This window comes from Nostoc sp. NMS2 (assembly GCF_017115105.1).
In the GTDB taxonomy this organism is placed as follows: domain Bacteria; phylum Cyanobacteriota; class Cyanobacteriia; order Cyanobacteriales; family Nostocaceae; genus Nostoc.
Map to the genome: position 1 here is coordinate 21,912 of NZ_JABXKH010000079.1, position 26,567 is coordinate 48,478.

Annotated in this window: 22 protein-coding genes and 1 pseudogene; 11 read left to right on the forward strand and 12 right to left on the reverse strand. The window is 39.3% G+C overall.

Going from position 1 to position 26,567, the window contains the following annotated elements; all coding sequences use genetic code 11:
- Positions 1 to 314: 314 nt before the first annotated feature.
- The 7 genes from HWQ36_RS15365 to HWQ36_RS15395 form a co-directional block, all read right to left on the reverse strand.
- The gene (locus HWQ36_RS15365) at positions 315 to 1,502 is read right to left on the reverse strand and encodes a glycosyltransferase family 4 protein (protein WP_292704301.1); all 1,188 of its coding nucleotides are present in this window, start codon (positions 1,500 to 1,502) and stop codon (positions 315 to 317) included.
- 180 nt (positions 1,503 to 1,682) lie between these two features.
- Positions 1,683 to 2,984: a UDP-glucose/GDP-mannose dehydrogenase family protein gene (locus tag HWQ36_RS15370; protein WP_292704304.1), complete on the reverse strand. Its 1,302-nt coding sequence runs from the start codon at positions 2,982 to 2,984 to the stop codon at positions 1,683 to 1,685.
- Between the two features lie 39 nt (positions 2,985 to 3,023).
- The gene (locus tag HWQ36_RS15375) at positions 3,024 to 4,094 is read right to left on the reverse strand and encodes a glycosyltransferase family 4 protein (protein ID WP_292704307.1); all 1,071 of its coding nucleotides are present in this window, start codon (positions 4,092 to 4,094) and stop codon (positions 3,024 to 3,026) included.
- 431 nt (positions 4,095 to 4,525) lie between these two features.
- Complete coding sequence (locus HWQ36_RS15380) at positions 4,526 to 5,743, reverse strand: O-antigen ligase family protein (protein ID WP_292704310.1); 1,218 nt, start codon at positions 5,741 to 5,743, stop codon at positions 4,526 to 4,528.
- Between the two features lie 271 nt (positions 5,744 to 6,014).
- Positions 6,015 to 7,112, reverse strand: a complete 1,098-nt coding sequence (locus tag HWQ36_RS15385) for a glycosyltransferase family 4 protein (protein WP_292704313.1) — start codon at positions 7,110 to 7,112, stop codon at positions 6,015 to 6,017.
- A 68-nt stretch (positions 7,113 to 7,180) separates the two neighbouring features.
- Positions 7,181 to 8,608, reverse strand: a complete 1,428-nt coding sequence (locus HWQ36_RS15390; protein ID WP_292704316.1) for an oligosaccharide flippase family protein — start codon at positions 8,606 to 8,608, stop codon at positions 7,181 to 7,183.
- A gap of 505 nt (positions 8,609 to 9,113) precedes the next feature.
- On the reverse strand, positions 9,114 to 10,556 hold the full coding sequence (locus HWQ36_RS15395) for a sugar transferase (protein WP_292704319.1): 1,443 nt from the start codon (positions 10,554 to 10,556) through the stop codon (positions 9,114 to 9,116).
- Between the two features lie 1,715 nt (positions 10,557 to 12,271).
- Here HWQ36_RS15395 and HWQ36_RS15400 point away from each other — a divergent pair.
- On the forward strand, positions 12,272 to 14,890 hold the full coding sequence (locus tag HWQ36_RS15400) for a non-ribosomal peptide synthetase (RefSeq protein WP_292704363.1): 2,619 nt from the start codon (positions 12,272 to 12,274) through the stop codon (positions 14,888 to 14,890).
- Between the two features lie 458 nt (positions 14,891 to 15,348).
- On the forward strand, positions 15,349 to 16,533 hold the full coding sequence (locus HWQ36_RS15405) for an aldo/keto reductase (RefSeq protein ID WP_292704322.1): 1,185 nt from the start codon (positions 15,349 to 15,351) through the stop codon (positions 16,531 to 16,533).
- 203 nt (positions 16,534 to 16,736) lie between these two features.
- On the opposite strand, the gene HWQ36_RS15410 is transcribed toward HWQ36_RS15405, so the two are convergent.
- Positions 16,737 to 18,065, reverse strand: a complete 1,329-nt coding sequence (locus HWQ36_RS15410; protein WP_292704325.1) for a hemolysin family protein — start codon at positions 18,063 to 18,065, stop codon at positions 16,737 to 16,739.
- Positions 18,066 to 18,305: 240 nt separating this feature from the next.
- On the opposite strand from HWQ36_RS15410, the gene mfd reads away from it, so the two are divergent.
- Genes mfd through HWQ36_RS15425 form a run of 3 tightly spaced genes read left to right on the forward strand, consistent with a single transcriptional unit; the run spans position 18,306 to position 22,615 of the window.
- Positions 18,306 to 21,908: a transcription-repair coupling factor gene (gene mfd, locus HWQ36_RS15415; RefSeq protein ID WP_292704328.1), complete on the forward strand. Its 3,603-nt coding sequence runs from the start codon at positions 18,306 to 18,308 to the stop codon at positions 21,906 to 21,908.
- A gap of 56 nt (positions 21,909 to 21,964) precedes the next feature.
- Entirely contained in the window at positions 21,965 to 22,225 is a 261-nt protein-coding gene (locus HWQ36_RS15420) for a hypothetical protein (RefSeq protein WP_292704331.1), read from the forward strand.
- Positions 22,226 to 22,234: 9 nt separating this feature from the next.
- Entirely contained in the window at positions 22,235 to 22,615 is a 381-nt protein-coding gene (locus HWQ36_RS15425) for a PIN domain-containing protein (RefSeq protein WP_292704334.1), read from the forward strand.
- Between the two features lie 3 nt (positions 22,616 to 22,618).
- Here the strand turns inward: HWQ36_RS15425 and HWQ36_RS15430 are convergent, their stop codons facing one another.
- A complete protein-coding gene (locus tag HWQ36_RS15430; RefSeq protein ID WP_292704337.1) occupies positions 22,619 to 22,741 on the reverse strand; it encodes a hypothetical protein in 123 nt (40 codons plus the stop codon).
- Positions 22,742 to 23,007: 266 nt separating this feature from the next.
- Between HWQ36_RS15430 and HWQ36_RS15435 the strand changes: the two genes are divergently transcribed.
- The 3 genes from HWQ36_RS15435 (at position 23,008) to HWQ36_RS15445 (ending at position 23,957) form a co-directional block, all read left to right on the forward strand.
- Complete coding sequence (locus HWQ36_RS15435) at positions 23,008 to 23,415, forward strand: hypothetical protein (protein ID WP_292704340.1); 408 nt, start codon at positions 23,008 to 23,010, stop codon at positions 23,413 to 23,415.
- A 132-nt stretch (positions 23,416 to 23,547) separates the two neighbouring features.
- Positions 23,548 to 23,751 (forward strand): type II toxin-antitoxin system HicB family antitoxin, encoded by a 204-nt coding sequence (locus HWQ36_RS15440; protein ID WP_104908349.1) that lies wholly within the window; start codon positions 23,548 to 23,550, stop codon positions 23,749 to 23,751.
- Positions 23,748 to 23,957 (forward strand): type II toxin-antitoxin system HicA family toxin, encoded by a 210-nt coding sequence (locus tag HWQ36_RS15445; protein WP_104908348.1) that lies wholly within the window; start codon positions 23,748 to 23,750, stop codon positions 23,955 to 23,957. Before HWQ36_RS15440 ends, HWQ36_RS15445 begins: the two co-directional genes overlap by 4 nt.
- 9 nt (positions 23,958 to 23,966) lie before the next feature.
- Here HWQ36_RS15445 and HWQ36_RS15450 read toward each other — a convergent pair whose 3' ends face one another.
- Complete coding sequence (locus HWQ36_RS15450; RefSeq protein ID WP_292704347.1) at positions 23,967 to 24,467, reverse strand: DUF29 domain-containing protein; 501 nt, start codon at positions 24,465 to 24,467, stop codon at positions 23,967 to 23,969.
- 103 nt (positions 24,468 to 24,570) lie between these two features.
- On the opposite strand from HWQ36_RS15450, the pseudogene HWQ36_RS15455 reads away from it, so the two are divergent.
- The 3 genes and pseudogenes from HWQ36_RS15455 to HWQ36_RS15465 all read left to right on the forward strand — a co-directional run bounded on the left by HWQ36_RS15455 (position 24,571) and on the right by HWQ36_RS15465 (position 25,483).
- Positions 24,571 to 24,795 (forward strand): annotated as a pseudogene (locus HWQ36_RS15455) (hypothetical protein).
- Positions 24,796 to 24,858: 63 nt separating this feature from the next.
- Entirely contained in the window at positions 24,859 to 25,134 is a 276-nt protein-coding gene (locus tag HWQ36_RS15460; RefSeq protein WP_292704350.1) for a type II toxin-antitoxin system HicA family toxin, read from the forward strand.
- A complete protein-coding gene (locus HWQ36_RS15465) occupies positions 25,100 to 25,483 on the forward strand; it encodes a toxin-antitoxin system HicB family antitoxin (RefSeq protein ID WP_292704353.1) in 384 nt (127 codons plus the stop codon). Before HWQ36_RS15460 ends, HWQ36_RS15465 begins: the two co-directional genes overlap by 35 nt.
- A gap of 1 nt (position 25,484) precedes the next feature.
- Here the strand turns inward: HWQ36_RS15465 and HWQ36_RS15470 are convergent, their stop codons facing one another.
- Complete coding sequence (locus HWQ36_RS15470) at positions 25,485 to 25,940, reverse strand: NUDIX domain-containing protein (protein ID WP_292704358.1); 456 nt, start codon at positions 25,938 to 25,940, stop codon at positions 25,485 to 25,487.
- 8 nt (positions 25,941 to 25,948) lie between these two features.
- Positions 25,949 to 26,401: a DUF3531 family protein gene (locus HWQ36_RS15475; RefSeq protein ID WP_292704361.1), complete on the reverse strand. Its 453-nt coding sequence runs from the start codon at positions 26,399 to 26,401 to the stop codon at positions 25,949 to 25,951.
- Positions 26,402 to 26,567 lie beyond the last annotated feature (166 nt).

A 26,567-nucleotide genomic window follows, 5' to 3' on the forward strand; every position in this document is an offset into this window, starting at 1 on the left:
CACTCAGTCCCAAAACAAGAACAGCTAAAAATGTTTTACTATTGAGCAAAGACTGTGGTAGATTCTAGATTTCAGGCAAGATTGCCAGTAACATAACTATTACACCATAATCAATCCTTTAGCAGCCCGTTCTTTTAAAAGTTTTCACCATCAGTATTAAAGTTGCTATATAATCACCAAAGTTTCTAATTACAGTAAAAAAACTTGCCATCTAGTGGAGTTGAAGTTTTTGAATATTAGAACTTCCTGGTGATTCTTTAGCTTGGTCGAGTTCCGAATGTATTTTTACGACATCTCGATATACCGTGTTTTTACTACCGTTTACAAGCTTTTTTATAAGCCTCTAACAGTTTAGATACTTGATGTCGCCACTCTAGTTTCTCCTCCATTCGTTTTCTACCTAACTTTCCCATCTGTTGTCGCCGTTCAGTATCCTCAAGAAGTTCAAGAATGTTATTGGCAAAATCCACCACATCATTGCCTTTGGCATAAACAGATGCTCCTTCTGCCGACCGCCTTCCTTCCAAAAGGTCAAACTGAACAATAGGTTTTCCCATCGCCATATACTCCATGATCTTGTTCATGGTTGAACGGTCATTGTAGGGCATTTTTTTATCGGGATTAGCACATACATCACAACTAGAAAGTCTTTCCAAAAGTTCATTATCAGGAATACGCCCAGTAAATTCTACAAATTCATTAACTTCTAATTCTTCAGATAGTGCTTGAAGCTTCTCAAACATAGGTCCACTACCAATGAGCATAAAGTGAATGTCATGGCGTTTTTTTTCATAAACAATATAGCGCACTGATTGCAGCAAGTAATCAATTCCCTCTGGTTCTCCCATAACACCAACATATCCCACCAAATACTTCCGGCCTCTACGGTAAATTGGGTTGGGCGATACGGGTTGGAAACGGGAAAGATCGGGCCCGCTACGAACAACGAAGACATCCTCTGGATTTTTACGTCCACGGGTAAGTGCTACCGACAGATAAGATTCATTAGTTGAGATAACTACGTCTGCTGTCGCAAAGGTCAATCGCTCAACCAACGAGAGTCCATAATAGAAGATGTCTCGTCGTCCATACTTAGCTTCGTACATCTCTAGATTGATATCATGGTGGTCAAATATGACTCTTACACCCTTGAGCAACTTGAACCATCCTGCCACCAAAAACATTAAATCTGGAGGATTACAAATGTGTACTATATCAAAACCTCGCTCTTGCCACACCCGATGAGCAAGGCGAAACTCCCAAAACAGGGCTGTACAATACTCCTGTAGATAACCTGAAACCGAACTAATATCAGGTGGCATTGGGTGGCGATAGATGTGAACCTGATCGATTACCTCATATTCTTCTTCAAACCCTTTACCTTTGGGACAAATCACCGAAACTTCATACCCAGCTTTTGTCAAGGTGGTGGCTTCCATCCATACGCGCCGATCAAAGGGAACGGGCAAATTTTCTACAATTATTACTACTTTATTAGACATATTTCATTTGCCTTTCGATTAGCTTTATCATTTTTTAGTTAATTTTCCTAGGTTTAAAAATAAAATTATTAATTTTTCAACTTAGAGTGAGAATTTTCTGGATGTACCAGTATTTGAGCAAAGCAAAGGGTAGGTACATAGCCAGAAAACACTTAAGTTACTTCATCGTCGGTTCTTTGCTTACCAAGCAATACCAGAATAATTTAACTCTTTAATCGGTTCAGTAAATACACTTGCTAAATCCAAAACTTGTATTTCCTTGAGCGCTTCCTGTAATATTTGGCGAAACTCTGGATTAGCATGGGTAACTATTACTAATTCTGTATCTTTCAGAGCTTGTTCCGGTTCTGCAACTAGTAGCTCCTCAAAATGAGGGAGGTTATTTTGGATATAGGTCAGATTGGTTCCCATTAACCGAGCTTCATAAACAGCTTGATCATAAATTTTTATCTGGCAGCCTTCCCCAATCAACCGCTTAACTAGCAGCACTGCTGGACTTTCTCTTAAATCATCTGTACCTGGCTTGAATGCCAATCCTAAAATAGCAATCTTCCTTGCCCCAAGGCGTAACACTTGTTGGGCAGCCAAATCAACTTGAAGGCTATTAGTAGTTGGTAGGGCGTTTAGTAGGGGGACTGGTACATCCATATTCCTTGCATAGTAAAGCAAAGCACTCAAATCCTTGGGCAGGCAAGAACCACCGTAGGCAAATCCAGGACGCATGTAAACAGGGGAAATATTTAACTTCGTATCCTGGACGATGATATTCATTACTTCCCGCCCATCTACGCCAAAAGCTTTTGCAACTCGTCCGATTTCATTAGCAAAGCCTACCTTGGCAGCATGCCAGCAATTAGCCACATATTTAACCATTTCTGCCACAGATGGTTTGACTACGGTGAATGGTGCATCTACTGTGGCATACATTTGCCGTACTGCTGCTTCTGCCACAGGAGATTCAGTACCGATAATGGTATAAGGTGGTTGATCGTAATCTTTGATAGCTGAACCTTCGCGTAAAAATTCTGGGTTAAATGCTAGATGGATAGAGTTATTATCTGTAATACTATCTATAAGATTCTGACACTTTTCTAATGTTCCTGGCGGGACAGTGCTACGCAAAACAACGACATGGCTTTCAGCCTTATGGATGGAGGCTTTCGCAATCTGCTTGCACACATTCCAAACGTAAGTAAGATCAGGTTCTCCTCTATCTATTGGAGGTGTACCAACACTAATTAGAGAAACATCTGATGCTAGCACTGCCGCTTCAGTATCTGTAGTAGCTGTAATTAAGTTAGCTGCCACTCCGTCAACCAGCAGCTGACTCAGACCAGGCTCTACAATGGGTGACTCTCCCTTGGCGATCAAATCCACTTTTTCGGGATTTACATCTACCCCAATCACTTCGTGTCCATCTCGTGCCAAGCAAGCCGCTGTTACAGCACCAACATATCCCAAACCAAAAATGCTAATTTTCATAACTACCAGTTGTTATTTTTTCATAAAGTACAAAAAAATTTAGCCCTTAGAGTGCTGTTCCATAGCATTTAACACTGAGTTATATAAATCTATAAAATCAACCCAATGCTTTTTGATGTCTAGCGGAAAAACACTTGTTCTTGCCTTTGCTCCCAGAGAAAGCCTTAAAGCCTCATTTTCAATCAAAGACTTAATAGCATTTGATAACTGCTCAACATTACCTGGATTAACAATTAATCCATTTTCAGATTGAGTAACTATTTCAGGTATGCCTCCTACTGGTGTGACTATGACTGGTAACTCCCAAGCCATTGCTTCTAGCATTGCTAATGGAAGACCTTCGTTGTAAGAGGGCAACACAAAAACATCTGCTTTACTTAAAAGAATATCACGTTCATCTGACCGTATCCAGCCAGGTAACTGTATATAATTTTGTAGATTTAAAGTCGTAACTAAATCGCGTGCTTGTTCTATGTCTCCATCTCCTGCCATAATCATAATTGATCTGGCTTTATATTCAGTAGGCAAAAGAGAAAAAGCTTTTATCAAATCAAATGCTCCTTTCCGTTGACCAATTCTTCCTAAAAAAAGTAAGTTCACTTTTGTAGAAACTGAACGGTGTGGAACTTCGGCAGGAACTTTTACTGGATTGTAAAAAACTACAACTTGTTCGGGTTTGAGACCAAGAGTATCTATATAGAAGCTTTTCCAGCTTTCGGATAATACAATTAAGCGTTGACACTTGCAAAATATCCAACCTAACAATTTCTGTATCCAATTTGCAAGTCCAGCATAGAAAAGATGAAATTGACTACCATGAGCATGTAATATTATGGGTTTATGAAATACCCAAGCTAAAAGTGTCATAATTGCTTGTCGTAAAACACTGCCACGCTGAGAAATTTCAAGTTGAACAATATCAACTTCTTCTCTTATTAACATCCATATAAATTTCCAGATAGCTTTCAAAAACACCATTGTTTTGAGTGCTATAGATCCTTCCTCGTGAGTAATAATATGACATATTTGGATTTCAGAAGGAGCATATTCTAAAAAAAGCTTCTCATAACCAGAAATACCACCCTGCTGGAGTAAACTAGGACCTAACATGATAATCTTGATAGTATTAGTTCGACACATAAGTTGTACTTTTTAAACATTGGTATATCTTTGATTAATATATCATTGAAATAATCACAATTTATTGTTTGATTTTTTCAGAGTAAAATCGATGCTTATCTTTCTCATAATGCTAATGCGTAACTTACTTTAACCTACTAGTACAGCCGAAGGCAGAGCAATCTATGCCTAAGATATTGTCAATAAAAATACGATTATTTTTTTTGCTTAATTGGAAGTAAAGACATTTTTGTTTACAGTTTTATGAATTTAACTCTATCTGTACATAACTGGTGTAAAACTTCCAAAAATCTGTTGTTTGAGTTAAACATTTATTAATCAACATATCTATACATATGTAAATCACTGCATCTTCTCTACACTTCTACACTGTACAATAAGTATTTATATTGATTTTAGTTTTACAGATTCGCACGCGTAGAAAGTTGACTTGAGAATATGGCTGCTACATAAAGTATCCATTCCATACTATTTTGAATTAGCAATGTACTTTCAGTTAGATTTGAAAGAATCATAAATGTAAGATAAACTAAGAGCCATATACTTTCTGATGTTTGATTCCGCCGGATTAAATATATCGCTCTAAATAAATTAATAACTAACCCAATTATAAAAACCAAGAATCCTAGTAGACCCAATGCTAGCCAGAGATCCAGAAAACCATTATGAGCATTAGGAGCATTCCATTGTACCGTTTGTAAAACAATAGAAGATTCACTACTATTCTCCCAGAATACTCCATAGCCATATCCTAGCCACGGTTTTTTTCCAATCATCTCCAAGACAACAGGCCATAATTCTGCACGTCCTGTGAGTGTTGCGTCTTTACCTATTGATCCTAAAATCGCATCACTTTGTAAGATAAACCAGTAATAAAAAGCTATGCCAAATGTTGACAGTAACGTTAGAATAGGTACAATTACTTTATACTTTAAATGTAAAATTCGATAATACACAAGAAAAGCTACTGTGATGATTATAAAATTCACGAGTGATGTTGCTGATTGGGATAATAATATAAGTACTCCAGAAAAAATATAGCCAAGCCATAAAACCAAGCGATTTTCTTTGGCAGTAATGGCAAGGAAGAAAAATACTGCTGCACTAAGTACAAATCTTTTGCCCAGAACATTCTTGGTTGGGAATATTCCTCTCCAACTATTAAATACAGGATCGATCCCAAATTGTGGTATAAATATAACAAATATTAAACACATTACTATTGAGATGGCAAGCATATATGCACATAACTTTAGCTGCTGTTTTAAGGTGTAGCGTGAAGCTAAATAAAGTCCAAAGATAGTTGTTCCTGCCAGACCAATGACGCGACGCATGGTAATGTCTGGATCTAAAGACCAAAAACTAGAAAGTGCAGAAACTCCAATTAGTATCCAAATAAACTTATCTTTGCTAAAAGCGTAAGTGACTTTCTTCCAGCGTAAAGTAATCAAGGAAAGGCTGACTATATATGTAAGAGTATAAAGTAATCGAAATATAGTTCTATCTCCCTCTTTCACAGTAAAGCCATCAGTCAGAAAAGCATCTAGCGGGGTTCCTGAATAGAGCATCAAGCAAGTGAATGTAAATATTTGTTCGGCAAAAATTAAAAGTTTCCTCATTTTTTCTAATATGTATTATTGTGTATAGATATAGAAAATATATTAAGCAAGTCAGATAATCTCAGTTTCTTTTGGCAGATACTTTGTTTCTTGGATGGGTAATTATTATGTTTGTTAAATACCAATGTAGATATAAGACTAATATTTGATTTCTCAAAAAGCTCGGTACAACTCGAAAAGCCTAATTCCTTACTCCCTAATCCCTAATCCCCACTCCCCGCCTACGTAGATAATTTCAAAAATCAAATACAATTCCTATAGTATATTTTTACTAGTGTATATTTTTCATGGTTTTTTGATAAACTTCCACAGTTTGAGCAGCAATATTTGACCAATTTAAATCTTGCTGGGAACGAGCTAATGCCGCAGCTTGCATTTTTTGTTGCAAGTCGCGATCGCTTAACAAACAAACTATGGCATCAGCTAGGGCTTGAACATCACGTGGTGGAACTAATAAACCATCCTTTTTATGCTGAACTATCTCACTCAATCCTCCTATATCAGAAGCTACAACCAGCGTTCCCATTCCATAAGATAAAGCTGCTACACCACTTTGAGACGCTTCAATGTATGGCAGAACTGTTACTGTGCTGCGTTGAAATAGATTACCTACTTCTTCAAGAGGGATTAGTCTATTGATAATCTCGTAGCGGTTCTTATCATAACCATTAGGGAAATACTGCTTGATATTTTCTCCCCTTCCAGCAATAATCAGCTTGACTTCAGGTACACGTTCAGCAATTAAGGGCATAGCCTCAAGCAAATATTTCAATCCTTTATAAGGCCAGATGCGTCCAAAAAATAGCAATGTATTTGGATCGCGAGGCTGATTATTGCGATCGCTCCGGCGCTGATACAAACTGCCAAGTTCTCCATGTGGTATGACATTGACTCGCTTTTCGGGTAAATTAAATTGTTCGATTAGAATCTTTTTTAGTTGATGAGTATGGATAATCAATTGTTGGGAACGGTAGAAGGCAATACGCCGAGTATACTCTGAACCAAATACAGCCACCTTATCCCCTGGATGGCGGAATACATCGTGGATGGTTGTCACTAGTGGTGGCATCTTGTTGAGTAACAGCGTCCAATCATACCAAGGATCATTAGTTTCTTGAACATGTAACACATCTGGCTGTATATCTTTAATAATACGCATCATAGCGTTCATAGAGAACAGGTTGCGTGGATCGCGAATCCGTGGTTTTTTAAAGCTAATGACACGGATACTGGGATCAAAAGCATTACCGCATATATCTGATAGATTTTGCGGGTGAATTAGCGTTAAATTAACATATTTAGTCAGACTATTTGCTAATTCAATGGTGTAGTCTTCAAAGCCAAAATGTAATAAGGCAACTTTAATCATATTAAAACTATATTTATCAAATTTGGATTGCTTGTCTGTCAGATTTTATATTGAAAAATTATTCTTACTTATCCTAAAAGTTTTACCCACAAAAAACGAAACCCGCCAAAGGCACGAATACCTATATAAATCACAAATAAACTATAGGCACAAGTCGCAATAAGCAAAGTAAATATAAAATCTAAGCTAATTTTTTGCAATAATATAAATACAGGTATCAACAAAAGGCTGATTAGTAAGGGTCGGCGCATAATTCGCCATAAATTTAATGAAAATAGACGAGTGTAGGTGAAATAAACATACTGGCTAAAACCCAGAATCGTCATTAATAATACCATTAAAGCTGCACCTAACAACTGATATCGTGAAACTAATACTACACCTCCCAAGCTTCCAAATATAGTGGTAATGACCACTTCACGCAGGTTAACTATCTCAAAACCATTGGCTACAAGTAGATAGGAAAGTGAGCGGATGAAGGGCACAAAAACAAGTGATATAGCACTTAAGCGAAGGGCTAAATTGGCTTGAGCAAAGCTAGAATCATAGACAAAAACTAGTAAATCTTTGCCAAAAAATAACAATCCAATAAATAAGGGCAACGCCATAATTAGTAAAATTTCAATAATATTCTCTGCTATCCGTCTCTGCTTATCCCGTCCTTGATCTACTGCCTTTGAAAATCTTGGAAACATTGCTAAAATTATACTATTAGCAATAATCGAAAAGGGTTGTAGTAATTGTGATATTCCACCAAAAAGACCCACTAAGAACTCGTTTCCTAACAATGAAAGAATCAAAATTTGAATCCGACCAGTGACTACAGCTATTCCTTCAATAGCAAAAAATGTACGTGCATTTTTGATTGTATTAAGTACAAAACTTCCATCAATTTGCCATTGGATTTTGACTAATCGTGTAATAAAGATCCATTCAATTATTAGAATTAGCGTTTCTGAAAAACAGAGTATTGCCCCCAAATATCCAATTTCGTATTTCAGTTGCATCGCCCAAATCATTATTATTAGGCGTAGGATATACACTGGCACTGTAGAGATAGCAATAAGATGCATCTTTTCTTGAGCTTGAAAAATTGCCTCCGTGATGTTAGAAAGCGCAAAGGGAATGATCGTCAAACCCATGATGTAGCAAAGAGTCGAGGTTGTGGAACTATAGGGAAGTAAAAAGACTACAATCACTAATGCCCCATAACTTAACAAACTAAATATTAACTGTAGCCAGGTACCACTAATTAAATAAACTGGTGTTTTTTGTGGCTCACGGGCTAGTTCTCTGGTAAATAATGTTTTTAGCCCCTGTGAAGCAATACCCACAAATATAAAGTAGTAGCTATACGCTAGTAGATACTGCCCTAAAGCCTCAGCTCCTAGAGTCCGAGCAATAGCCGCGGTTAATACAAAGGTTGTAATACTTTGTGCTAACCTATTGACTATCATTGAGAGGGAATTACTTATAAATTTGTATTTTTCTACCATTCTTAAAATTATTAATTCAGCTTAATTCGTTTTAAATCACTAAATAACTATGTATTTCGTAAATTTAATTTTTCGGATATATCGTTAAAAGTTTGTCTACTTGCTCAATGCATAAATTTTTGTAACAGAATTATGTCCTTTCAGAATGCTAGCGAACATTATTAAACAGTTAATCAGTTAATCAGTCAATTGCGAAAGCAGAAAATACTAATTCAAAAAGCAGAACAATATTAATTAAATTTGCAAGTGATTACACTGCAAATTGCAATATTTATATGAACACGTAACCATTATAGTTCTTAATCTACTATAATTTTATTTTTCTGTTTGACCTTATCGAAAGTGAGCAACTAGGTTTTATTCATTCGGCAAAAAACCTAGTTTTTCTTTCAGCAATTCTTTTCCATGTTACTTCTTAGCATTGAATTTCATTAAGGTAACATTAGCGGATAACAAAGCTTTTACCTTAAACATTGATGGTTCAAAAAAATATATAAAGCTGGGCTTAGTAGGCACCTTCTTTTTTCAAAACTACCATAACTGTTTTGAGCAAAATTTCAAAATCTAACCCAAGAGACCAATTTTCAATGTAGTTAAGATCAAGATTTATCACTTGTTCAAAATCCACAATGTCTGAGCGACCTGAGACTTGCCAAAGACCTGTAATACCAGGCAAAACTTCATGTCGAATAAAATGATGTTCAGAAAACTTGTCTACATCTCTAGTAGGTAACGGGCGAGGGCCTACTATACTCATTTCTCCAAAGATAACGTTAAAAAGCTGAGGTAATTCGTCTAGGCTATAACGTCGAAGAAATTTTCCGACACGAGTAATACGAGGGTCATCTTTAATTTTAAAGATAATTCCATCTTTCGTTTCATTTAAAGCTTCTAATTCTTTCTGTAATTTTTCTGCATCAGACCTCATAGTTCTGAATTTCCACACTTTGAACTGTTGACCATGTAGACCTATACGGGTTTGCCTGTAAAATACTGTGCCAGCAGAGTCCAGTTTGATAGCTATAGCTATAGCTACATAAATCGGAAATGATAACATTACAAATAAGGTAGCAAAACAGAAATCACAACTACGTTTTATCCAAAAATCCTTACCTGTAATTATCGGACAATCCAAACTTAGGCAAGGCATTCCCCCTATTTTATTAAATTCTACGTTTTTATAAATTGGTTTTAATTCCATCGGTAAAATATGGACTTGAATACCAGATGCTTGAAATAACCAGCATAAAAACATTCTATTTTTTAGAGCATCCCAAGAGATAAAAACCTCTGTTACACCTAATTCATTAAGTTGATTCAATGTTTTTTGACGCTGATATCTGTCTAATGAATTAGCATGAGCAGTTCCAGATACAATATAGTGCTTTTCTTTTTTGATAAAGCTAGAAATCTGCTCATGGTCTTGAGGATCACAAATAATGAATACAGAAGAACGAACTATTTTTTTCTGCTTACGCAGATATTCCAGAGTAATATTTACAGCATATCTACCAGTGCAAATAAATAAGATACTTAAAAACCAAGATAATAATATTAATCTTGGGCGTGTAATATCAACAACTGGTTTATACAAAAAACAAACAAGGAGTATTAATCCATGAGCAAAAGTTAATGATTTAATAATGTTCAAATAGTCATAGCGTTTTTGACCTTCTCGATAAATACCTTCTATAGCTAGCGATCCTATTTGAATACCAATAGTTATTAAAATCGGTAAATAATGACTCGGTAGATACCAAGAAAAATGTCCATAAAAAGATTTGTATGCAGATAAAATCCAAGCTAAGGATAAAAGTGTATAGTCTACTAGAAACAATGTTATTAATCTCAACCACCATGAACCTTTACGTACCCTAACAGATGCAGATGCACGTAAATCCAAAGGTACTTCACTGAATTTATTTGTTGTAATGCTTTGATTACTCATAGTTTAGTAACACTTGGTATATTTAAAATTTGATGGAATTTGATGGAAACTTCATATAGGACAAGTGAGATATCCCACATTTTTATTTCAAAGAAACCCGTTCTTTGTAGTCTAATATTCTTAACTATTTTGTTGGGAGTAACTTTAATTTCTTAATCAAAAGCATATTCCAGGATCGGTTTGAGGAAATTTACTACCCAGATATTTAGCTTTTGTTGCAGGTTAAGATTCAGTTTAGTCTGGATATTTTGAGCCTTGAGCGCAAAAAAATGATTTTTTGGTGAGTTAACTTAATTATAGTTTAATAAAATTCCTGACATTGACATTAATAATTAGATAGGTCAGGCAAAGATATTAGGCTTTTGAAAGAGCGTAAGAGCTGAACTGAATTTTTACAGTTCTATTGCAGAGTTTTACTTCTATGAAACAATAATGTTCCTTCGGGAATTACTGTAGCATATCTAGCTAGATAAATTTAGCTTTGCTTAGAAGTTCTCTGTCTTTTACGCATAATTACTTAATTAACAAAACTTACACACATAACATATAACGAAACGCATCAAAAGTTTGAATATTGTTACAAAAGTTTACATAAATAAATATTGTGGTTGAACTTGTGTCAGTCTCAGGAATATATTTAGAGAATTTGGTAACAAAACTAATGAACATAAATTCTAATAAGTGAACAAAATCTCAACAAGGTCTGACATCTGTGAGTATTGTTATATCTGCATTATAGATATTTTAACCTCACGAATCTTTTTTCCTAGATATCTTTATGCCAATGATAAGTTTTTATGAAGACCTGACTTGAAAATGGTAAATATTAAGTAAAAAATGGTACAAGGCTTTGGATAAGATAAAATGGCTAAAATATTTTTAAACACGTACTTTTAATCTCCGTATATTCTCACATTTCAATTCGGATTGCTAGAGTTCTGAGTCGCCAGTCCCTTTCTCATGTGTTTTTAGTATATACAGTTCATGATTGCTACTTAATTATTTAAACAAATCATAATCATGTCTTCACACTATTTTTACATATTAAGAAACACAATGAAGATTCGGTAAGAATTATTTTTTACCTTAACCAATTCTTATAAAAAAAGATAGAGTTTTCTCAGTATTGAATTTGGTATATCTATTTGTGTAAAGCAAAAAAGCTCGATTTGTTAACTAAAAATAAAGCTGTAAATAAAGTGCCTATCCATTGATGTGACTAAAGAATACAATAATGAGATTTTCATTTTAAGAGGATTAAAAAGTTCCCGCTTGAAGTTAATATAATTGGCAACAATGGTGAGTGTTATGTTAAATAAAAATCGATTATTTACAGATTTAAATATAAATTATCTTTAAGAATGTATATGATTTGCCTGTGTATGAAAATCCAGAAACTGTTCGTCCAGAGTTCCGCCTCTGAAGCCAAGCTAGGCTTTGTTTATACAATTTCGGGCTTCTATGCTTAGATCCTTAATGTACAGCCTCGCATAGAATTTGATATAAACGCATATACAATAAAGAGTAAATAAATTAAAACAATGGCATCTCCTTATGGAGTTGGTACATAGAAAATGCAGATAAATAGGGAAATTTCAGAGTATAAGCAAAATATTCCGTTAAATATCTTAACTCACATCGTCAGTACTCAAGTTATACAGGAATGGAATGATACTCAACTAGATGATTGTCATCAGGATTTGTGCATCCACCAAATGTTTGAGATGCAAGTTGAGCGATCGCCCCAGTCCATTGCTGTAATATTTGAAAATGCACAACTTACTTATCGGCAGCTAAATCAGCAGGCTAATCAACTAGCGCACCACCTACGTGCTTTAGGTGTTGGTCCTGAAGTACTTGTAGGCATTTGCCTAGAGCGCTCCTTAGAGATGATCGTAGGACTACTGGGAATTCTCAAAGCTGGAGGTGCTTACGTGCCTTTAGATCCGGCATATCCCTCAGAGCGTTTAGCCTTCATCTTGGAAGACACCCAGACACCAGTATTGTTAACCCAAGAAAAATTGCTCAAAAACTTGCCACCGCATCAAGCACAGGTGGTTTGTCTGGATTCAAATTGGCAAGGGAATATTCAAAACAGTCAAGAAAATCCTGTAAATGAAACGACAGATCATAATCTCATCTACGTGATTTACACATCTGGTTCTACAGGACAGCCCAAGGGTGTTATGATCTCTCACCGTGGTATCCGCAACCAACTGTACTGGCGGCAAACAACCTTTAGACTAACTCAAGCAGATAAGGTTTTACTGACTATTTCTTTTAGCTTCGATCCCTCAGTATGGCAGATATTCTGGCCATTGTGCTTCGGGGGGCAATTGATCGTGGCTCGTCCTGGTGGACATCAAGATACTGCCTACCTTGTGAAGGTGATTACTGAGCAGCAAATCACTGTCCTGGCCTTAGTACCTTCTATACTGCGTGTCTTACTAGAAGAAAAGGGAATTGAGAATTGCCGATTTCTGAGGCATATTACCTGCGGTGGTGAAGCTTTACCTGGCGAACTCATAGAACGCTTCTTTGCCAAACTGAATTTGGACAATGTTCTCCATAATTGCTATGGCCCAACAGAAGCCTCTATTGATAGCACTTTCTGGACTTGTCAGCGCGACACTAATTATACCATTGCTCCCATTGGTCGCCCCATTACTAATGCAGAGATTCACATCCTCAATGAAAATTTGCAGCCAGTGCCTGCTGGTGAATCAGGTGAACTGCACATTGGTGGTATTGGTTTAGCGCGAGGCTATTTTAACCGTCCAGAATTGACCATAGATAAGTTTATTTTCAACCCTTTTAGCTCTGAACCAGGGGCATATCTTTACAAAACTGGCGACTTGGCACGTTACTTAAGTGATGGGAATATCGAGTTTCTTGGTCGGATTGACTACCAAGTTAAGATTCGTGGCTTCCGCATTGAATTGGGAGAAATTGAAGCCATATTAGGCCGACATCCTGCACTGACACAGACTCTAGTCGTCGCTAGAGAGGATGTTAATGGTGACAAACAACTCGTGGCTTATGTTGTTGCTAGTGCAGAGCAAATTCCTAGTCGAGTTGAATTACGTCGCTTTTTGCAAAGTCAGCTACCTGAATATATGGTGCCTGCTTACTTTGTATTTTTGGACAACCTACCATTAAACCCTAATGGGAAAATAGACCGCCGTGCTTTACCTGCACCCGATTTATCAAGGCAAGAATCGGAAGTTACTTTTGTTGCTCCCCGCAATGAAGTGGAACGCGAGATAACACAGATTTGGGAACAGATTTTAGGTGTTCAACCCATTGGCGTAAAGGATAACTTCTTTGAGGTAGGAGGAAACTCCATCTTGGCAGTAAAACTATTTTGGCAAATTGAGAAAATATTTAGTAAAAATCTGCCTCTTGCTATTCTCTTTCAGTCAGGGACTGTAGAGGCTCTAGCCAAAATAATCTGTCAACAGCAAGATTTAGCAAGAAACTTGGCTTCAGTAAATACCTTAGACAAATCAAAATCTAGCTGGTCATCTCTGGTAGAAATTCAACCCAATGGTTCCAAGCCACCTTTTTTCTGTATTCACGGACTCGGTGGAGAAGTCTTGTGTTTCCGTGAATTGGTATTGCATCTGGGGTCAGACCAACCATTCTATGGACTACAGCCACAAGGACTAGATGGAAAACAGCCCTTGCATAGGCGGGTAGAAGATATGGCAACTCATTACATTCAAGAAATCCAGACTATTCAGCCCAATGGACCTTATTTTCTGGGAGGTTATTCTTTTGGGGGTGTAGTTGCTTTCGAGATGGCTCGGCAACTCCAGGAGCAAGGTCAACAAGTTGGTATTCTAGTTATGCTTGATAGTTGCCGTCCAGGTTATAGTTGGCGGGCATCATTTATGAAGCGAGTTTTTTTGCATTTAAATAATATTGTTCAACAAGGGCCTGCATACCTTTGGCAAAGGACTGTGAAATGGACTAGTTGGCGTAAGCAGCATCTCCTAAATAAATATAAGCGTTACTTGGAAGGGGTAATTGATTTACCTGTAAATGACAAACACTTAAAGATTATGGATGCTAATACTCAAGCTATGAGTGAATATATCTTTTCACCTTACCTTGGTCGAGCTATTCTCTTGCGAGCAGATGATCAGAATCGGGACGATGCGATAGGCACACAATACGATCTTCAATTTGGCTGGGGCGACCTAGTTGCGGGAGGATTAGATATCCATTACATTCCTGGATCTCACCATAATCTATTTAATGAACCGCATGTACAGGTGTTAGCCGAAACATTGAGAAATTGCTTAATTCAAGCGCAGTCTCCAAAGAATTAATTTGACAACCTGCTATCTTCGCAAGAGAAGTCACGTCGCTTCGCTCCGAATTCAAAATTCAAAATTCAAAATTAATAATGCTTATAATTTAGGGGCTTGTATCCTTTTTGTTTTTGGGTCAAGTAATTTTGGATTTTGAATTGGAGTAAAATAATTATTCTGTGGAACGGGAATACTGGTCGCAGTCTGATAACCAAAAGACCTGACCGATTTAATATGCGATGAATCTTGCTAGTGTCACTGATTGAACAGAGGTAGTTATTGTGGCACTGTAGGCTTGAATGACAGTCGTTTTTTATCAAGGAAGGCAGGAGGCAGATGGGTCTTGGATTTAAGACAAGAACACTGAACTTTCGTTCAGTGGCTTCAATTCATCCGGGGTCGAATCCCATAAGTGAATTGCTCCTTCTGCCTCCTGCCTCCTTAAATTATGTTGGTAAGCAATCCACAATCTACTGATGCTATATAGACGATTTGGACGCACAGAATTACAGATGCCAGTGTTTTCCTGCGGTGGCATGAGATATCAGTTCAAATGGGAAGATGTTCCCAATAATGAAATTCCTGCTGATAGTCAGGCGAATCTGGAAGCGACGATTAGAAGGGCAGTCGAGGTTGGGATTAATCATATTGAAACTGCTCGTGGTTATGGCACTTCCGAAATGCAATTGGGAAGAGTTCTACCCCAGTTTCCCCGTGAAAAATTGATTGTTCAGACCAAAATCAGCCCAAAGGAAGATGCGAAGGAATTCCGCGAGACATTTGAACAATCATTGAAATATCTCCAGCTAGATTATGTCGATCTACTGGGATTGCACGGTATCAACCATGCTGAGTCATTAGACTATAGCATCCGTCCCGGTGGTTGTTTGGAAGTAGCGCAGCAGTTGCAAGCAGAGGGAAAAGTTAGATTTATTGGCTTTTCTACACACGGATCAACAGATACAATTGTGCAGACAATTAATACCAATCTATTTGATTACGTGAACCTGCACTGGTACTACATTAATCAATGGAATTGGGCGGCAATTGAAGCAGCTAAACGCCAGGATATGGGGGTGTTTATCATTAGTCCATCTAATAAAGGAGGTTTGTTGTATGAACCTCCACAAAAATTAGTGAATCTTTGCGCTCCTTTGAGTCCAATGGTGTTTAATGATTTGTTTTGTTTGAGTCATCAAGAGGTGCATACTCTGAGTGTGGGAGCAGCAAAACCACAAGATTTTGATGAACACCTGAAGGCTTTAGAATTAGTAGAGCGGGCATCAGAGATTTTGCCGCCCATCTTAGCAAGATTGGAAGAAGAAGCGATCGCTTCTTTGGGAGAAGATTGGGTCAAATCCTGGGAAACAAATCTACCAACTTTCGAGGAAACTCCTGGTGAGGTAAACATTCGGGTGATTTTGTGGCTGCGGAATCTAGCGATCGCCTACGATCTGTTAGACTACGCCAAAATGCGCTACAACCTGCTTGGTAATGGCGATCATTGGTTTCCTGGTAATAAAGCCGATCGTTTAGAGGAATTAAACTTGCGGCAATGTCTTGCCCGCAATCCCCACGCCGATAAAATCCCCCAATTTCTGGAGCAAGCGCATCAGATGTTGGCAGGTGAAGCGGTTAAACGTCTATCTAAGACTTTATGAATTGGGAATTGGGAATTGGGCAAAGGTAGAAATAACTCCTGTACAGACGCGATTAATCGCGTCTGTACTCCTAACTCCTCAATGCCTCAACGATCCCTAGTACAGCGCGGCGTAAATAAACCACCCATTCCAAATCAATGAAACCCTTACGGTACAGCAATTACGAATTACGAATTACGAATTACGAATTACGCCCTGCGGTACTAGTCAGATTTTTTCATATCTGCTGATTTAATTGCCTTCGGTACGACTAGCACTTTGTCAACGCGGTTCCCATCCATATCCATCACTTCAATTCGCATACTTTGCCATTCAAAATGATCTGCTGCGGCAGGAATACGACCTAAATGGGTGATGACAAAACCACCCAAGGTTTGATAACTGCCGCGTTCCTCGGATTCCCACTGTTCCATACCGAAAAGTTCCAAAAACTCTTCTACAGGCAACATCCCATCCAAAAGCCAGGAACCATCTTCACGTTGCACAGCTTGGGGTTGATCCTGTCCATCTGTTGAGGGAACATCACCTACGATTTCGCTCATGATGTCGTTGAGAGTAACTAATCCCTGAATTACGCCGTATTCATCCACTACTAGTGCCATGTGAGTAATGGTTTGCTTGAACAATTCCAAAACTTTTAATCCACGGGTGCTTTCTGGCACAAATACGGGCTGTCGCAATCCCACTGTCAAATCTAGCGGTTCTCCTCGGAAACTCCTGGCTAACAAGTCGGTGACAGGAATTACACCCAATACGTTGTCAAGTCCTGCCTGACAAACGGGATACCGAGAATAGGCACTATCAACCATTTTTTGGCGATTTTCTTCGGCAGTGTCTTCTAAGTCTAACCAGACGATATCGGGACGGGGTGTCATTAAGTAGCTGACGGGGCGATCGCCTAAACGAAAAACTCGCTCTACCATATCCTGTTCGGCTTCCTCAAAGGTTCCCGCCTCAGTGCCTTGCTCAATTAAGATTTTAATTTCTTCTTCGGTGACTTGCGGCTCAGTAGAAGCTGTAATTCCTAGTAATCGCAGGATTAAATCTGTAGAAGCGCTTAAGAGAAAGACTACAGGAGAAGCGATCGCTGCCAAGGCTTGCATAGGAATAGCTACAATCGATGCAATCCTTTCTGGATTATTTAATGCCAGACGTTTTGGTACTAATTCGCCAACAATCAGTGACAAATAGGTAATGATCAAAACCACTATTCCAAAAGATATCGGTTCGCTATAAGGTGCTAACGAAGGCACAAGTTTTACATAGACTGCCATTCGGTTGGCAATTGTTGCTCCTCCAAAAGCGCCAGTCAGGATACCGATTAGGGAAATACCTACTTGAACGGTTGACAGAAAATGATTTGGAGACTCAGCGAGTTTCAATGCTGCCCTTGCTTTAGGATCTCCTTGATTGGCAAGCTGTTGTAGCCTGACTTTCCGGGCTGAGACAATCGCCATCTCAGACATAGAAAACACGCCATTGGCAATAATTAGCACCAAAATGATTAAAATTTCAAAAGTGATGGAGGACATGTTTAAAATTGCCGCTTATCAGAGCGAATGTAGCTCAATACCTAGTATCTAGTATTAAAGGTGCTTCTATAAATGCTTTTACTGTACACAAAGTAATAGTTATAGTTCTTAAGTCTATTAGTTGCTGTGCATTATTCTTCCACCGAAAGAATAAGAAGGCTGTCAACACTTTTAAAATAGTTGACATAAACTGCCTCAAGATTTTCTGACTCACAAAGACTCCCACCGCTAGTAGTACTTATGTCATTTTCTTCTATTGTGCGTGCCTTAGCGCGATCGCCGCTCACCACTGAATTTATTTCTAAGTTAAACCGACAACAAGAATTGCGGTTAAATGGCATTTCTCGATTGCCCAAGGGTTTGGTCGCTTCGGCATTGGCGCAGGCTCAGGGTAAGGATTTATTTGTGGTTTGCGCCACTCTGGAAGAAGCTGGACGAGTTTATGCACAACTGGAGGCAATGGGATGGCAAACAGTACATTTTTACCCCACCTCCGAGGCTTCTCCCTACGAACCTTTTGACCCGGAAACTGAGATGAGTTGGGGACAAATGCAGGTATTGGCAGATTTGCTCAAAAATAAAGAGTCATTAGTCACTTGTACTGAGCGACTTGTGCCGAGCGAAGTCGAGGTAAGTCGAAGTATTAGTCAGTTGTCATTAGAAACAAACCAAGGACAAAGGACAAATGACAAAGGACAAATGACAAATTTAGCGATTGTGGCTACTCAAGGGGCGCTGCAACCACATTTACCACCACCAGAAGCTTTTGGGCAATTCTGTCTTACCCTGAAGCGGGGAATGGAATTAGACTTGAATGCCTTCAGTGAGAAAATAACTATTCTGGGGTATGAACGAGTCCCTCTGGTGGAAACGGAAGGACAATGGAGTCGGCGGGGTGATATTGTTGATGTGTTCCCGGTTTCATCTGAGTTTCCAGTCAGGCTGGAATGGTTTGGCGATGAAATTGAGCAAATGCGGGAATTTGACCCTACAACTCAACGTTCCGCCCTCGATAAAGTTGAACAGTTAATTCTTACCCCCACTAGCTTTGCTCCCATTGTGATGGCAGCACTCAAGGATAGTTCTGAGTTCCGAGTGCTGAGTGCTGAGTTAAATTCTGACTCAGAACTAAGGACTCAGAACTCATCATTAATTGAGGGTAGTCGTCGCTTTTTAGGGTTGGCTTTCGAGCAACCAGCATCTCTGTTAAACTACTTGTCAGAAAATACCCTAATTGCGATTGATGAGCCAGAACAGTGTCATGCTCATAGCGATCGCTGGGTAGAAAATGCCCAAGAACAATGGAGAATGGGGCATGGGGAAGAATCTACTCCTCTAATATTGCCGAAGATTCACCGTTCGTTTGATGACTGCCTGGCTGATATTGCAAAATTTAAAACGTTATATTTATCAGAACTGTCAGAGGAAAATAGCGGGATCAATCTTGCTAGCCGATCGCTTCCAGTCACGCCGCACCAGTTTGCTAAACTAGCTGAAACCATCCGTCAAGAACGCGATCGCAATTTCTCGATCTGGTTGCTTTCTGCTCAACCTTCGCGTTCTGTCTCGCTGTTGCAAGAACATGATTGTCCGGCTCAGTTTATCCCCAATCCCCGCGACTACCAAGCGATAGATAAGCTGCAAATTAACCATATTCCCATAGCCCTAAAATATTCTGGTCTTGCGGAACTCGAAGGTTTTATTCTGCCGACATACCGAATAGTAATTGTTACAGATCGGGAGTTTTTTGGACAGCATTCTTTGGCGACTCCCGGCTATATCCGCAAGCGCCATAAAGCTACTTCTAAACAAGTTGATCCCAATAAATTACGTCCAGGTGATTATGTAGTTCACAGAAATCATGGTGTTGGCAAATTTGTCAAGCTGGAAAGTTTGACGATTAATAACGAAACCCGTGATTATTTAGTGGTGCAGTATGCTGATGGGTTACTAAGAGTTGCAGCCGATCAAGTAGGTGCTTTATCTCGGTTCCGCGCTGGAGGTGATAAAGCACCGGAACTCAATCGGATGACCGGTAAAGCTTGGGAAAATACCAAGAATAAAGTCCGCAAAGCCATCAGAAAATTGGCAGTGGACTTGTTGAAACTGTATGCAGCGCGATCGCAACAACAAGGTTTTAGCTTCCCAGGTGATATGCCTTGGCAGGAGGAATTGGAAGATTCTTTCCCGTACCAACCTACGACAGATCAACTTAAAGCTGTACAAGATGTAAAACGCGACATGGAAAGCGATCGCCCAATGGATCGCTTAGTTTGTGGCGATGTCGGTTTCGGAAAGACGGAAGTGGCGATTCGTGCTGTTTTCAAAGCAGTCACCGCCGGAAAACAAGTGGCACTCCTTGCGCCAACAACAATTTTAACACAGCAGCATTACCATACACTCAAAGAACGTTTTGCACCCTACCCGGTGAATGTCGGTTTGCTCAACCGTTTTCGTTCGGCTGAAGAACGCCGCGATATTCAAAAGCGATTAGCAACGGGTGAACTAGATGTAGTTGTTGGTACACAGCAACTTTTGGGTAAAGGCGTGATGTTCCGAGATTTAGGACTGTTGGTAGTAGATGAAGAACAGAGGTTTGGGGTAAACCAGAAAGAGAAAATTAAAAGCCTGAAAACTCAAGTGGACGTGCTTACCCTCTCCGCCACTCCCATTCCCCGGACTTTGTATATGTCCTTGTCGGGAATTCGGGAAATGAGTTTGATTACTACACCACCCCCAACTAGACGAGCGATTAAAACCCATCTATCACCGATAAATTCTGAAAGTATCCGCAGTGCAATTCGTCAAGAATTAGATAGAGGTGGACAGGTTTTTTATGTAGTTCCACGAGTGGATGGCATTGAAGAAACCACAGCCAATTTACGAGAAGTGATACCGGGAGCTAGATTTGCGATCGCTCACGGTCAAATGGATGAAAGCGAGTTAGAATCAACCATGCTCACTTTCAGTAATGGCGACGCAGACATCCTCGTTTGTACAACAATTATTGAATCTGGCTTAGATATTCCGCGAGTCAACACAATTTTGATTGAAGATGCTCACCGCTTTGGATTAGCACAACTGTACCAGTTACGCGGTCGTGTGGGACGTGCAGGTATCCAAGCTCATGCTTGGTTATTTTATCCCAAGCAACGGACGTTATCTGACGCAGCACGGCAACGATTACGAGCGATTCAGGAATTTACTCAGTTAGGTTCTGGATATCAGCTAGCGATGCGCGACATGGAAATCAGAGGCGTGGGTAACTTGTTAGGTGCAGAACAATCGGGTCAAATGGATGCCATCGGTTTTGATTTATACATGGAAATGCTAGAAGAAGCAATTCGGGAAATCCGAGGACAAGAAATTCCGAAAGTGGAGGATACGCAGATTGACCTCAACTTGACGGCATTTATCCCAGCAGATTATATTACCGATTTGGATCAAAAGATGAGTGCTTACCGGGCGGTGGCGACAGCTAAATCTAAATCAGAATTAAATCAGATTGCAGCCGAGTGGAGCGATCGCTATGGTACTTTACCAGTGTCGGCAAATCAACTATTGCGAGTCATGGAACTCAAACAGCTAGCGAAAAAACTCGGATTTAGCCGCATTAAACCAGAGAACAAGCAGCACGTCGTTTTAGAAACGCCGATGGAAGAACCCGCTTGGAACTTGTTGGCAGCGAATTTACCAGACAATCTCAAGACGCGCTTTGTGTATTCTCCTGGTAAAGTGACGGTGCGCGGCTTAGGAGTTTTTAAAGCAGATCAACAATTGCAGAATTTGATTGATGCTTTTGGGAGAATGCAGGGTGCGATTCCAGAGGCAGCTAGTGTTTGATAAATTTTGCTCAAATTTCTATCAATTTAGAACCAAACCTACAGAGGATAACCAGAGTGAGTATTAATCTTGATTTACCACCAGAGCTAGAAAACGAGCTTTTTACTGAAGCTTCTCGACTAAACCTTCCTATTTCTGAATACATTCTTCGGATTCTTTCTGTGAGGCAGGTTTTAGCAAATCCACCGAGGACAGGAGCCGAACTCGTTGCTTATTGGCAGAGCGAAGGTGTGATTAACTCACGACCTGATATTACAGATAGTCAAGCATACGCTCGTAAGTTACGCCAAGAGGCCCAAACCCGTGAGCGAGAATAGGTAAAGTTGATGTATTTGCTAGATACCGACGTTTTGATTGATATTCAACGAGGTCATGCTCCTGCAATAAGTTGGTTTGCCAGTCTATCAGAGTTACCCAGTGTGCCCGGCTTTGTAGTCATGGAAATGATTCAGGATTCTCAAAACAAGCAACAGTTGAGTAATGCTCTAAAACTGGTTGCGCCGCTACCTGTAGTCTGGGCTACTGAGGCTGACTTGAATCGCGCCTTGTCTGACTTTACGACCTACCATTTATCTCACAGTTTAGGGTTGTTAGATGCGCTGATAGCTGCTTGTGCTGTTGGGCAAGGTGCAACACTTTGTACATTCAATGTTAAACATTACCGTGTTGTTCCCGGTCTTGTTATGGCACAGCCCTACACACGTTAATACCTATCCAATCACTCCGACGTTTTGAGTAAAATGCAAAGTGCGTAGGTATAGCCAGTCGTAGACATCGCTGTTATCTGTGTAATTTCGGTGGTGAGTTAGTTTTGTCTGTGAGAAATTAGGCATCTAAGTTTCCATACCACGGACAACCAACAATGGAAAAAGAAAAATTTCACATTGGCCCAACATACCTTGGTATTGAGGGTATTTTTGATAGCACGGATATGTACGGAAATCAAATTAAGCGTCCTGATTCTTGGGAGGATTAGGGAGAAGTTATTGTTTGGGGATATCGAATATCTGGTTCAACAGTTTATTTTCGTTCGCAGATTGACTACTTTCCAAAAAATAGACTTGAGTATGTAGATATATGTCAGTTTGTTTGCGATCGTATGGCAGACTTACTTGATGAATGCATTCAGAGGATCAAACAACATAATAATTTAGAAGATTCATCTGTAGACCTAGCAAATTATGGATTTAGAATTTATCATTATTGTGAATATTTTTTGGGGGAAGAAGAAGAGACTCTATCTCTGAAGTTAAACCGTCTTTCTAAAAGCGGGAAATTAAAGCAGGTAAACCGTAAAGGTGGGCTGTCTGAAAAAGTTGCTCAAATTGGGGAGATTGATTTCTGCCTCAGTTCTGGCTCGAGAACTTTGATGAGAAAAATTAACAGTGAGAAAAAAGAATTTGTTAGAGATGTTGAGCAACACGATCTCAAAACATATCAAGAATATTTAGATTTTAGAAAAGGGAGAATAAATGACTATAATCTGCTGGATACGCTTAAACTTTAAAAAGAAGTGTAGGCAGTCAGTTAGAGTAGCCTAACACTCAGTTGGAGTGGAAAATATTAATTTGAGTAGCTATAGTTAAGAGCAAACAGGTATGGTTGTTAGAATATTCTCACAAATTAGCTCAACAGGTTTATGAAAATCAGAGCAATCATTCATCCAGCAGAAGAAGGCGGCTATTGGGCAGAGGTTCCCGCACTTCCCGGTTGTATTACCGAAGGAGACACCATAGAAGAAGTGATGGCTAATTTAAAAGATGCTATTGAAGGTTGGCTTGAAGTTGCTAACAGTCGTAATGCAATTGAGTCAACAGATCAAGTTGTCGAAATTGCTGTATGAAATCTATTTCCGGCAAGCAACTTTGTAAGATTGTGGAACAAAAAGGTTGGGTTTTGCAAAGAATTACTGGCAGTCATCATATTTATGAAAACCCCGAAGTAGAAAAAATCCTGTCAATTCCTGTCCACCGCAATCAAGATTTGAAAGTTGGAACCTTGAAAGCCTTGATGAAAATAGCCCAGCTATCTGAAGAAGATTTACTTTAATTTCAATTACTACTCTGATTCATCCACTAACTTGCTTGGTTCACCGGAGTAAAAATCATAGTCCACAATCTCTGGCAAACTGTAAGGACACTCTACCGGAAAAGTCCGCTTGGGCAAATCTGTTTCTCCAACAGCCAATTCGACACCTTTAAAGTAGGCTTTGCGAAGTGCTTCTTCAAGGTAGGGCTTTAGGCTAGGATTATCTTCGAGCAATTCAGCAATATCTAAGCGTTGAATCCGAAGTGTTGCTAACCAGCTACGGCTACGACGCCCTGACTGGTACTGCCATTTTAGTAAATGACAAATCAACACACTCAGACGGTTTCGCAGTTCTTGACGTTGCTGTTTACCCAAAGATTGAATCTCCTCAATCAGATTTTGCAGATCAATCTGACTCCACTGCTGATTGCGAAGTAAAGTTACTTGTTCCTGTGTCCAAGCATAAAAATCAGTTTCGTAGAGGCTTGGTGAAAGCATTGGTATCTTTGGGTTAGTTTCAGGTACACCCATTAGGTTAGTTTAACCTCAACGTCTTTGATTTTATTGTAGAAAACCCCAACAGAGTGCAAGCAGAGATAATTTATAGTATGACTTTCGTAACCGATTGACATCTATGACAGAGCTACTTGAACAAGCGATCGCCAAACTAAAAAACTTGCCTGCCAATGAGCAAGATGCGTAGGCGTAGCCCCCCGCAGGCATCGCAGCGATGATTTTGGCGGAACTAGAAGATGAACGCTCTTGGGATCAAGCTTTTACCCGTTCTCCAGATATGCTTGCCAAACTTGCAACCGAAGCAATGGCTGAATACCATGCAGAGCGATCGCCCTTTTTTTAATACAACAAGCGATCGCTTTTTTATGTCTCAAATTTTTGATACTATATATAGTATCATCTCTCAATGAGCAAATTAAGAAAATTAGTAGATCAGTTCTTAAAGCGACCTCCAGAAGTGCGATTTCAGGAAGTTTACTATCTATTAGAAGCTTTTGGCTTTGAAGAGAAAAGGTCTAAGGGTAGCCATCATAGCTTCCGAGACTCCCAAGGTAAAACCATCACTGTACCCAAAACAGGAGGACAAAAAGTTAAGGGAATCTACGTGCAGCAAATAGTTGAACTATTAAATTTAGAAGAGTGGATTGATGAAGACACTGAACCAGAAGAACCAGCAGATTGAGAAACCGTCCTTAGAATATTATTTAAATCTTCATTACCCTGTAACACTTTACCCCGACCCAGAGGGAGGATATGTAGCTCAAATTAAAGATTTACCTGGATGTCTTACCCAAGGTGAAACTCTTGAAGAGACAATAGCAAATCTCAATGAGGCGCGGGAATTATGGATTGAGACAGCTTATGAAGCCGGCGATGATATTCCCTTACCAAGTAGTAATGATAGCTATAGCGGTAAACTACTACTACGGTTACCGAAATCTTTACATCGACGTTTAGCTGAGACTTCTGAACGGGAAGGCGTTAGTCTGAACCAGTATATTGTGTCTTTGTTGAGTGCGATTTCCAGATGATTTATAAATATTCAAAAAATACTTCAGGCACTAATCGTAATTCCCCAGATTTAAAGCGAGAAATATCTATCCATAACGCTTTATGTTTATGATGTGGTGATTCTGAAAAAACTAAACTTTCCAGTTGATAAAATTTTGAATCAGCAAAGTCACATTGATAAAGCTGAATGATTTCATGACCTTGCCTACCATTAAATGTAAACAGGTTCTCTATACAACCTAGATATTTAATATTCGTTAAGTCTGCCTGAATTTCCTCTTGAAATTCCCGTTCTAAGGCGGCGCGGCTGGTTTCGCCAAAATCAACACCACCGCCTAAAGCCCGATAAAAAGTTTCTTGTTTTACGGGATCGTAGCCTTCAGAAAGAAATATGCGTTCGCCCTTGGCGTTGGCGGAGCCATCGCCATCCCGAATTAGCCCCAATGCTATTACCCGAATTTCGCCTGCTTTATTCATTTTGGTAACTAATTATCGTAAATAGACTGAGGACGACTTTCGCTATCCTCAATAGGCCAATCTGAATTTTCGCCACCGATGTACAATTCTTCAATCGTGACGTATTCCTGACTTAGCTGGGTAAGGGCGTTGAGTAAAATATCTAATGCGATCGCATCACTGGTTCCTAAGTCAAACCAACAACGCCCCCATTGACCCTCGTATTCAAACTCACCAATGTTGTGCATCAGTGCTAGCAGGCTTTTGTCATATCCTTGCTCATCATAATTCATGTAGCTGATATCGAGTCCAGTATCCTGTACCTGAAGATTTTCTGCATTAAATGCACCCAATTTACCCAGATAAAACCAGGAATTGAAAACTTCTTCTACATACTGTTTTTCACGTGCAGAAGGATTTGTACTGAATTTCAGCCAAATCCACATATCAAAAGGATTAATTTCGCGGAACTGAATCTCCATTTTGGTCTAATATCTCTAGTACTCTTCTGGAAATAAGCATATCAAAATGGGGCATGGGGAATAGGGCATAGGGCATAGGAAAAAAAACTTAATGCCCAATGCCCTGTTTGGCCAATACTTCGACTTACCTCGACTTCGCCCTTCGGCTACGCTCAGGACAGGCTCG

Coding starts and splice junctions, on each gene's coding strand:
- HWQ36_RS15405 (WP_292704322.1), top strand. CDS start 15,349: ATGCTATATAGACGATTTGGACGCACAGAATTACAGATGCCAGTGTTT.
- HWQ36_RS15465 (WP_292704353.1), top strand. CDS start 25,100: ATGAAGACACTGAACCAGAAGAACCAGCAGATTGAGAAACCGTCCTTA.
- HWQ36_RS15370 (WP_292704304.1), bottom strand. CDS start 2,984: ATGAAAATTAGCATTTTTGGTTTGGGATATGTTGGTGCTGTAACAGCG.
- HWQ36_RS15460 (WP_292704350.1), top strand. CDS start 24,859: ATGAGCAAATTAAGAAAATTAGTAGATCAGTTCTTAAAGCGACCTCCA.
- HWQ36_RS15395 (WP_292704319.1), bottom strand. CDS start 10,556: ATGAGTAATCAAAGCATTACAACAAATAAATTCAGTGAAGTACCTTTG.
- HWQ36_RS15380 (WP_292704310.1), bottom strand. CDS start 5,743: ATGAGGAAACTTTTAATTTTTGCCGAACAAATATTTACATTCACTTGC.
- HWQ36_RS15375 (WP_292704307.1), bottom strand. CDS start 4,094: ATGTTAGGTCCTAGTTTACTCCAGCAGGGTGGTATTTCTGGTTATGAG.
- HWQ36_RS15385 (WP_292704313.1), bottom strand. CDS start 7,112: ATGATTAAAGTTGCCTTATTACATTTTGGCTTTGAAGACTACACCATT.
- HWQ36_RS15410 (WP_292704325.1), bottom strand. CDS start 18,065: ATGTCCTCCATCACTTTTGAAATTTTAATCATTTTGGTGCTAATTATT.
- HWQ36_RS15440 (WP_104908349.1), top strand. CDS start 23,548: ATGAAAATCAGAGCAATCATTCATCCAGCAGAAGAAGGCGGCTATTGG.
- HWQ36_RS15425 (WP_292704334.1), top strand. CDS start 22,235: ATGTATTTGCTAGATACCGACGTTTTGATTGATATTCAACGAGGTCAT.
- HWQ36_RS15430 (WP_292704337.1), bottom strand. CDS start 22,741: ATGCCTAATTTCTCACAGACAAAACTAACTCACCACCGAAATTACACA.
- mfd (WP_292704328.1), top strand. CDS start 18,306: ATGTCATTTTCTTCTATTGTGCGTGCCTTAGCGCGATCGCCGCTCACC.
- HWQ36_RS15400 (WP_292704363.1), top strand. CDS start 12,272: ATGTTTGAGATGCAAGTTGAGCGATCGCCCCAGTCCATTGCTGTAATA.
- HWQ36_RS15435 (WP_292704340.1), top strand. CDS start 23,008: ATGGCAGACTTACTTGATGAATGCATTCAGAGGATCAAACAACATAAT.
- HWQ36_RS15450 (WP_292704347.1), bottom strand. CDS start 24,467: ATGGGTGTACCTGAAACTAACCCAAAGATACCAATGCTTTCACCAAGC.
- HWQ36_RS15365 (WP_292704301.1), bottom strand. CDS start 1,502: ATGTCTAATAAAGTAGTAATAATTGTAGAAAATTTGCCCGTTCCCTTT.
- HWQ36_RS15390 (WP_292704316.1), bottom strand. CDS start 8,608: ATGGTAGAAAAATACAAATTTATAAGTAATTCCCTCTCAATGATAGTC.
- HWQ36_RS15470 (WP_292704358.1), bottom strand. CDS start 25,940: ATGAATAAAGCAGGCGAAATTCGGGTAATAGCATTGGGGCTAATTCGG.
- HWQ36_RS15445 (WP_104908348.1), top strand. CDS start 23,748: ATGAAATCTATTTCCGGCAAGCAACTTTGTAAGATTGTGGAACAAAAA.
- HWQ36_RS15475 (WP_292704361.1), bottom strand. CDS start 26,401: ATGGAGATTCAGTTCCGCGAAATTAATCCTTTTGATATGTGGATTTGG.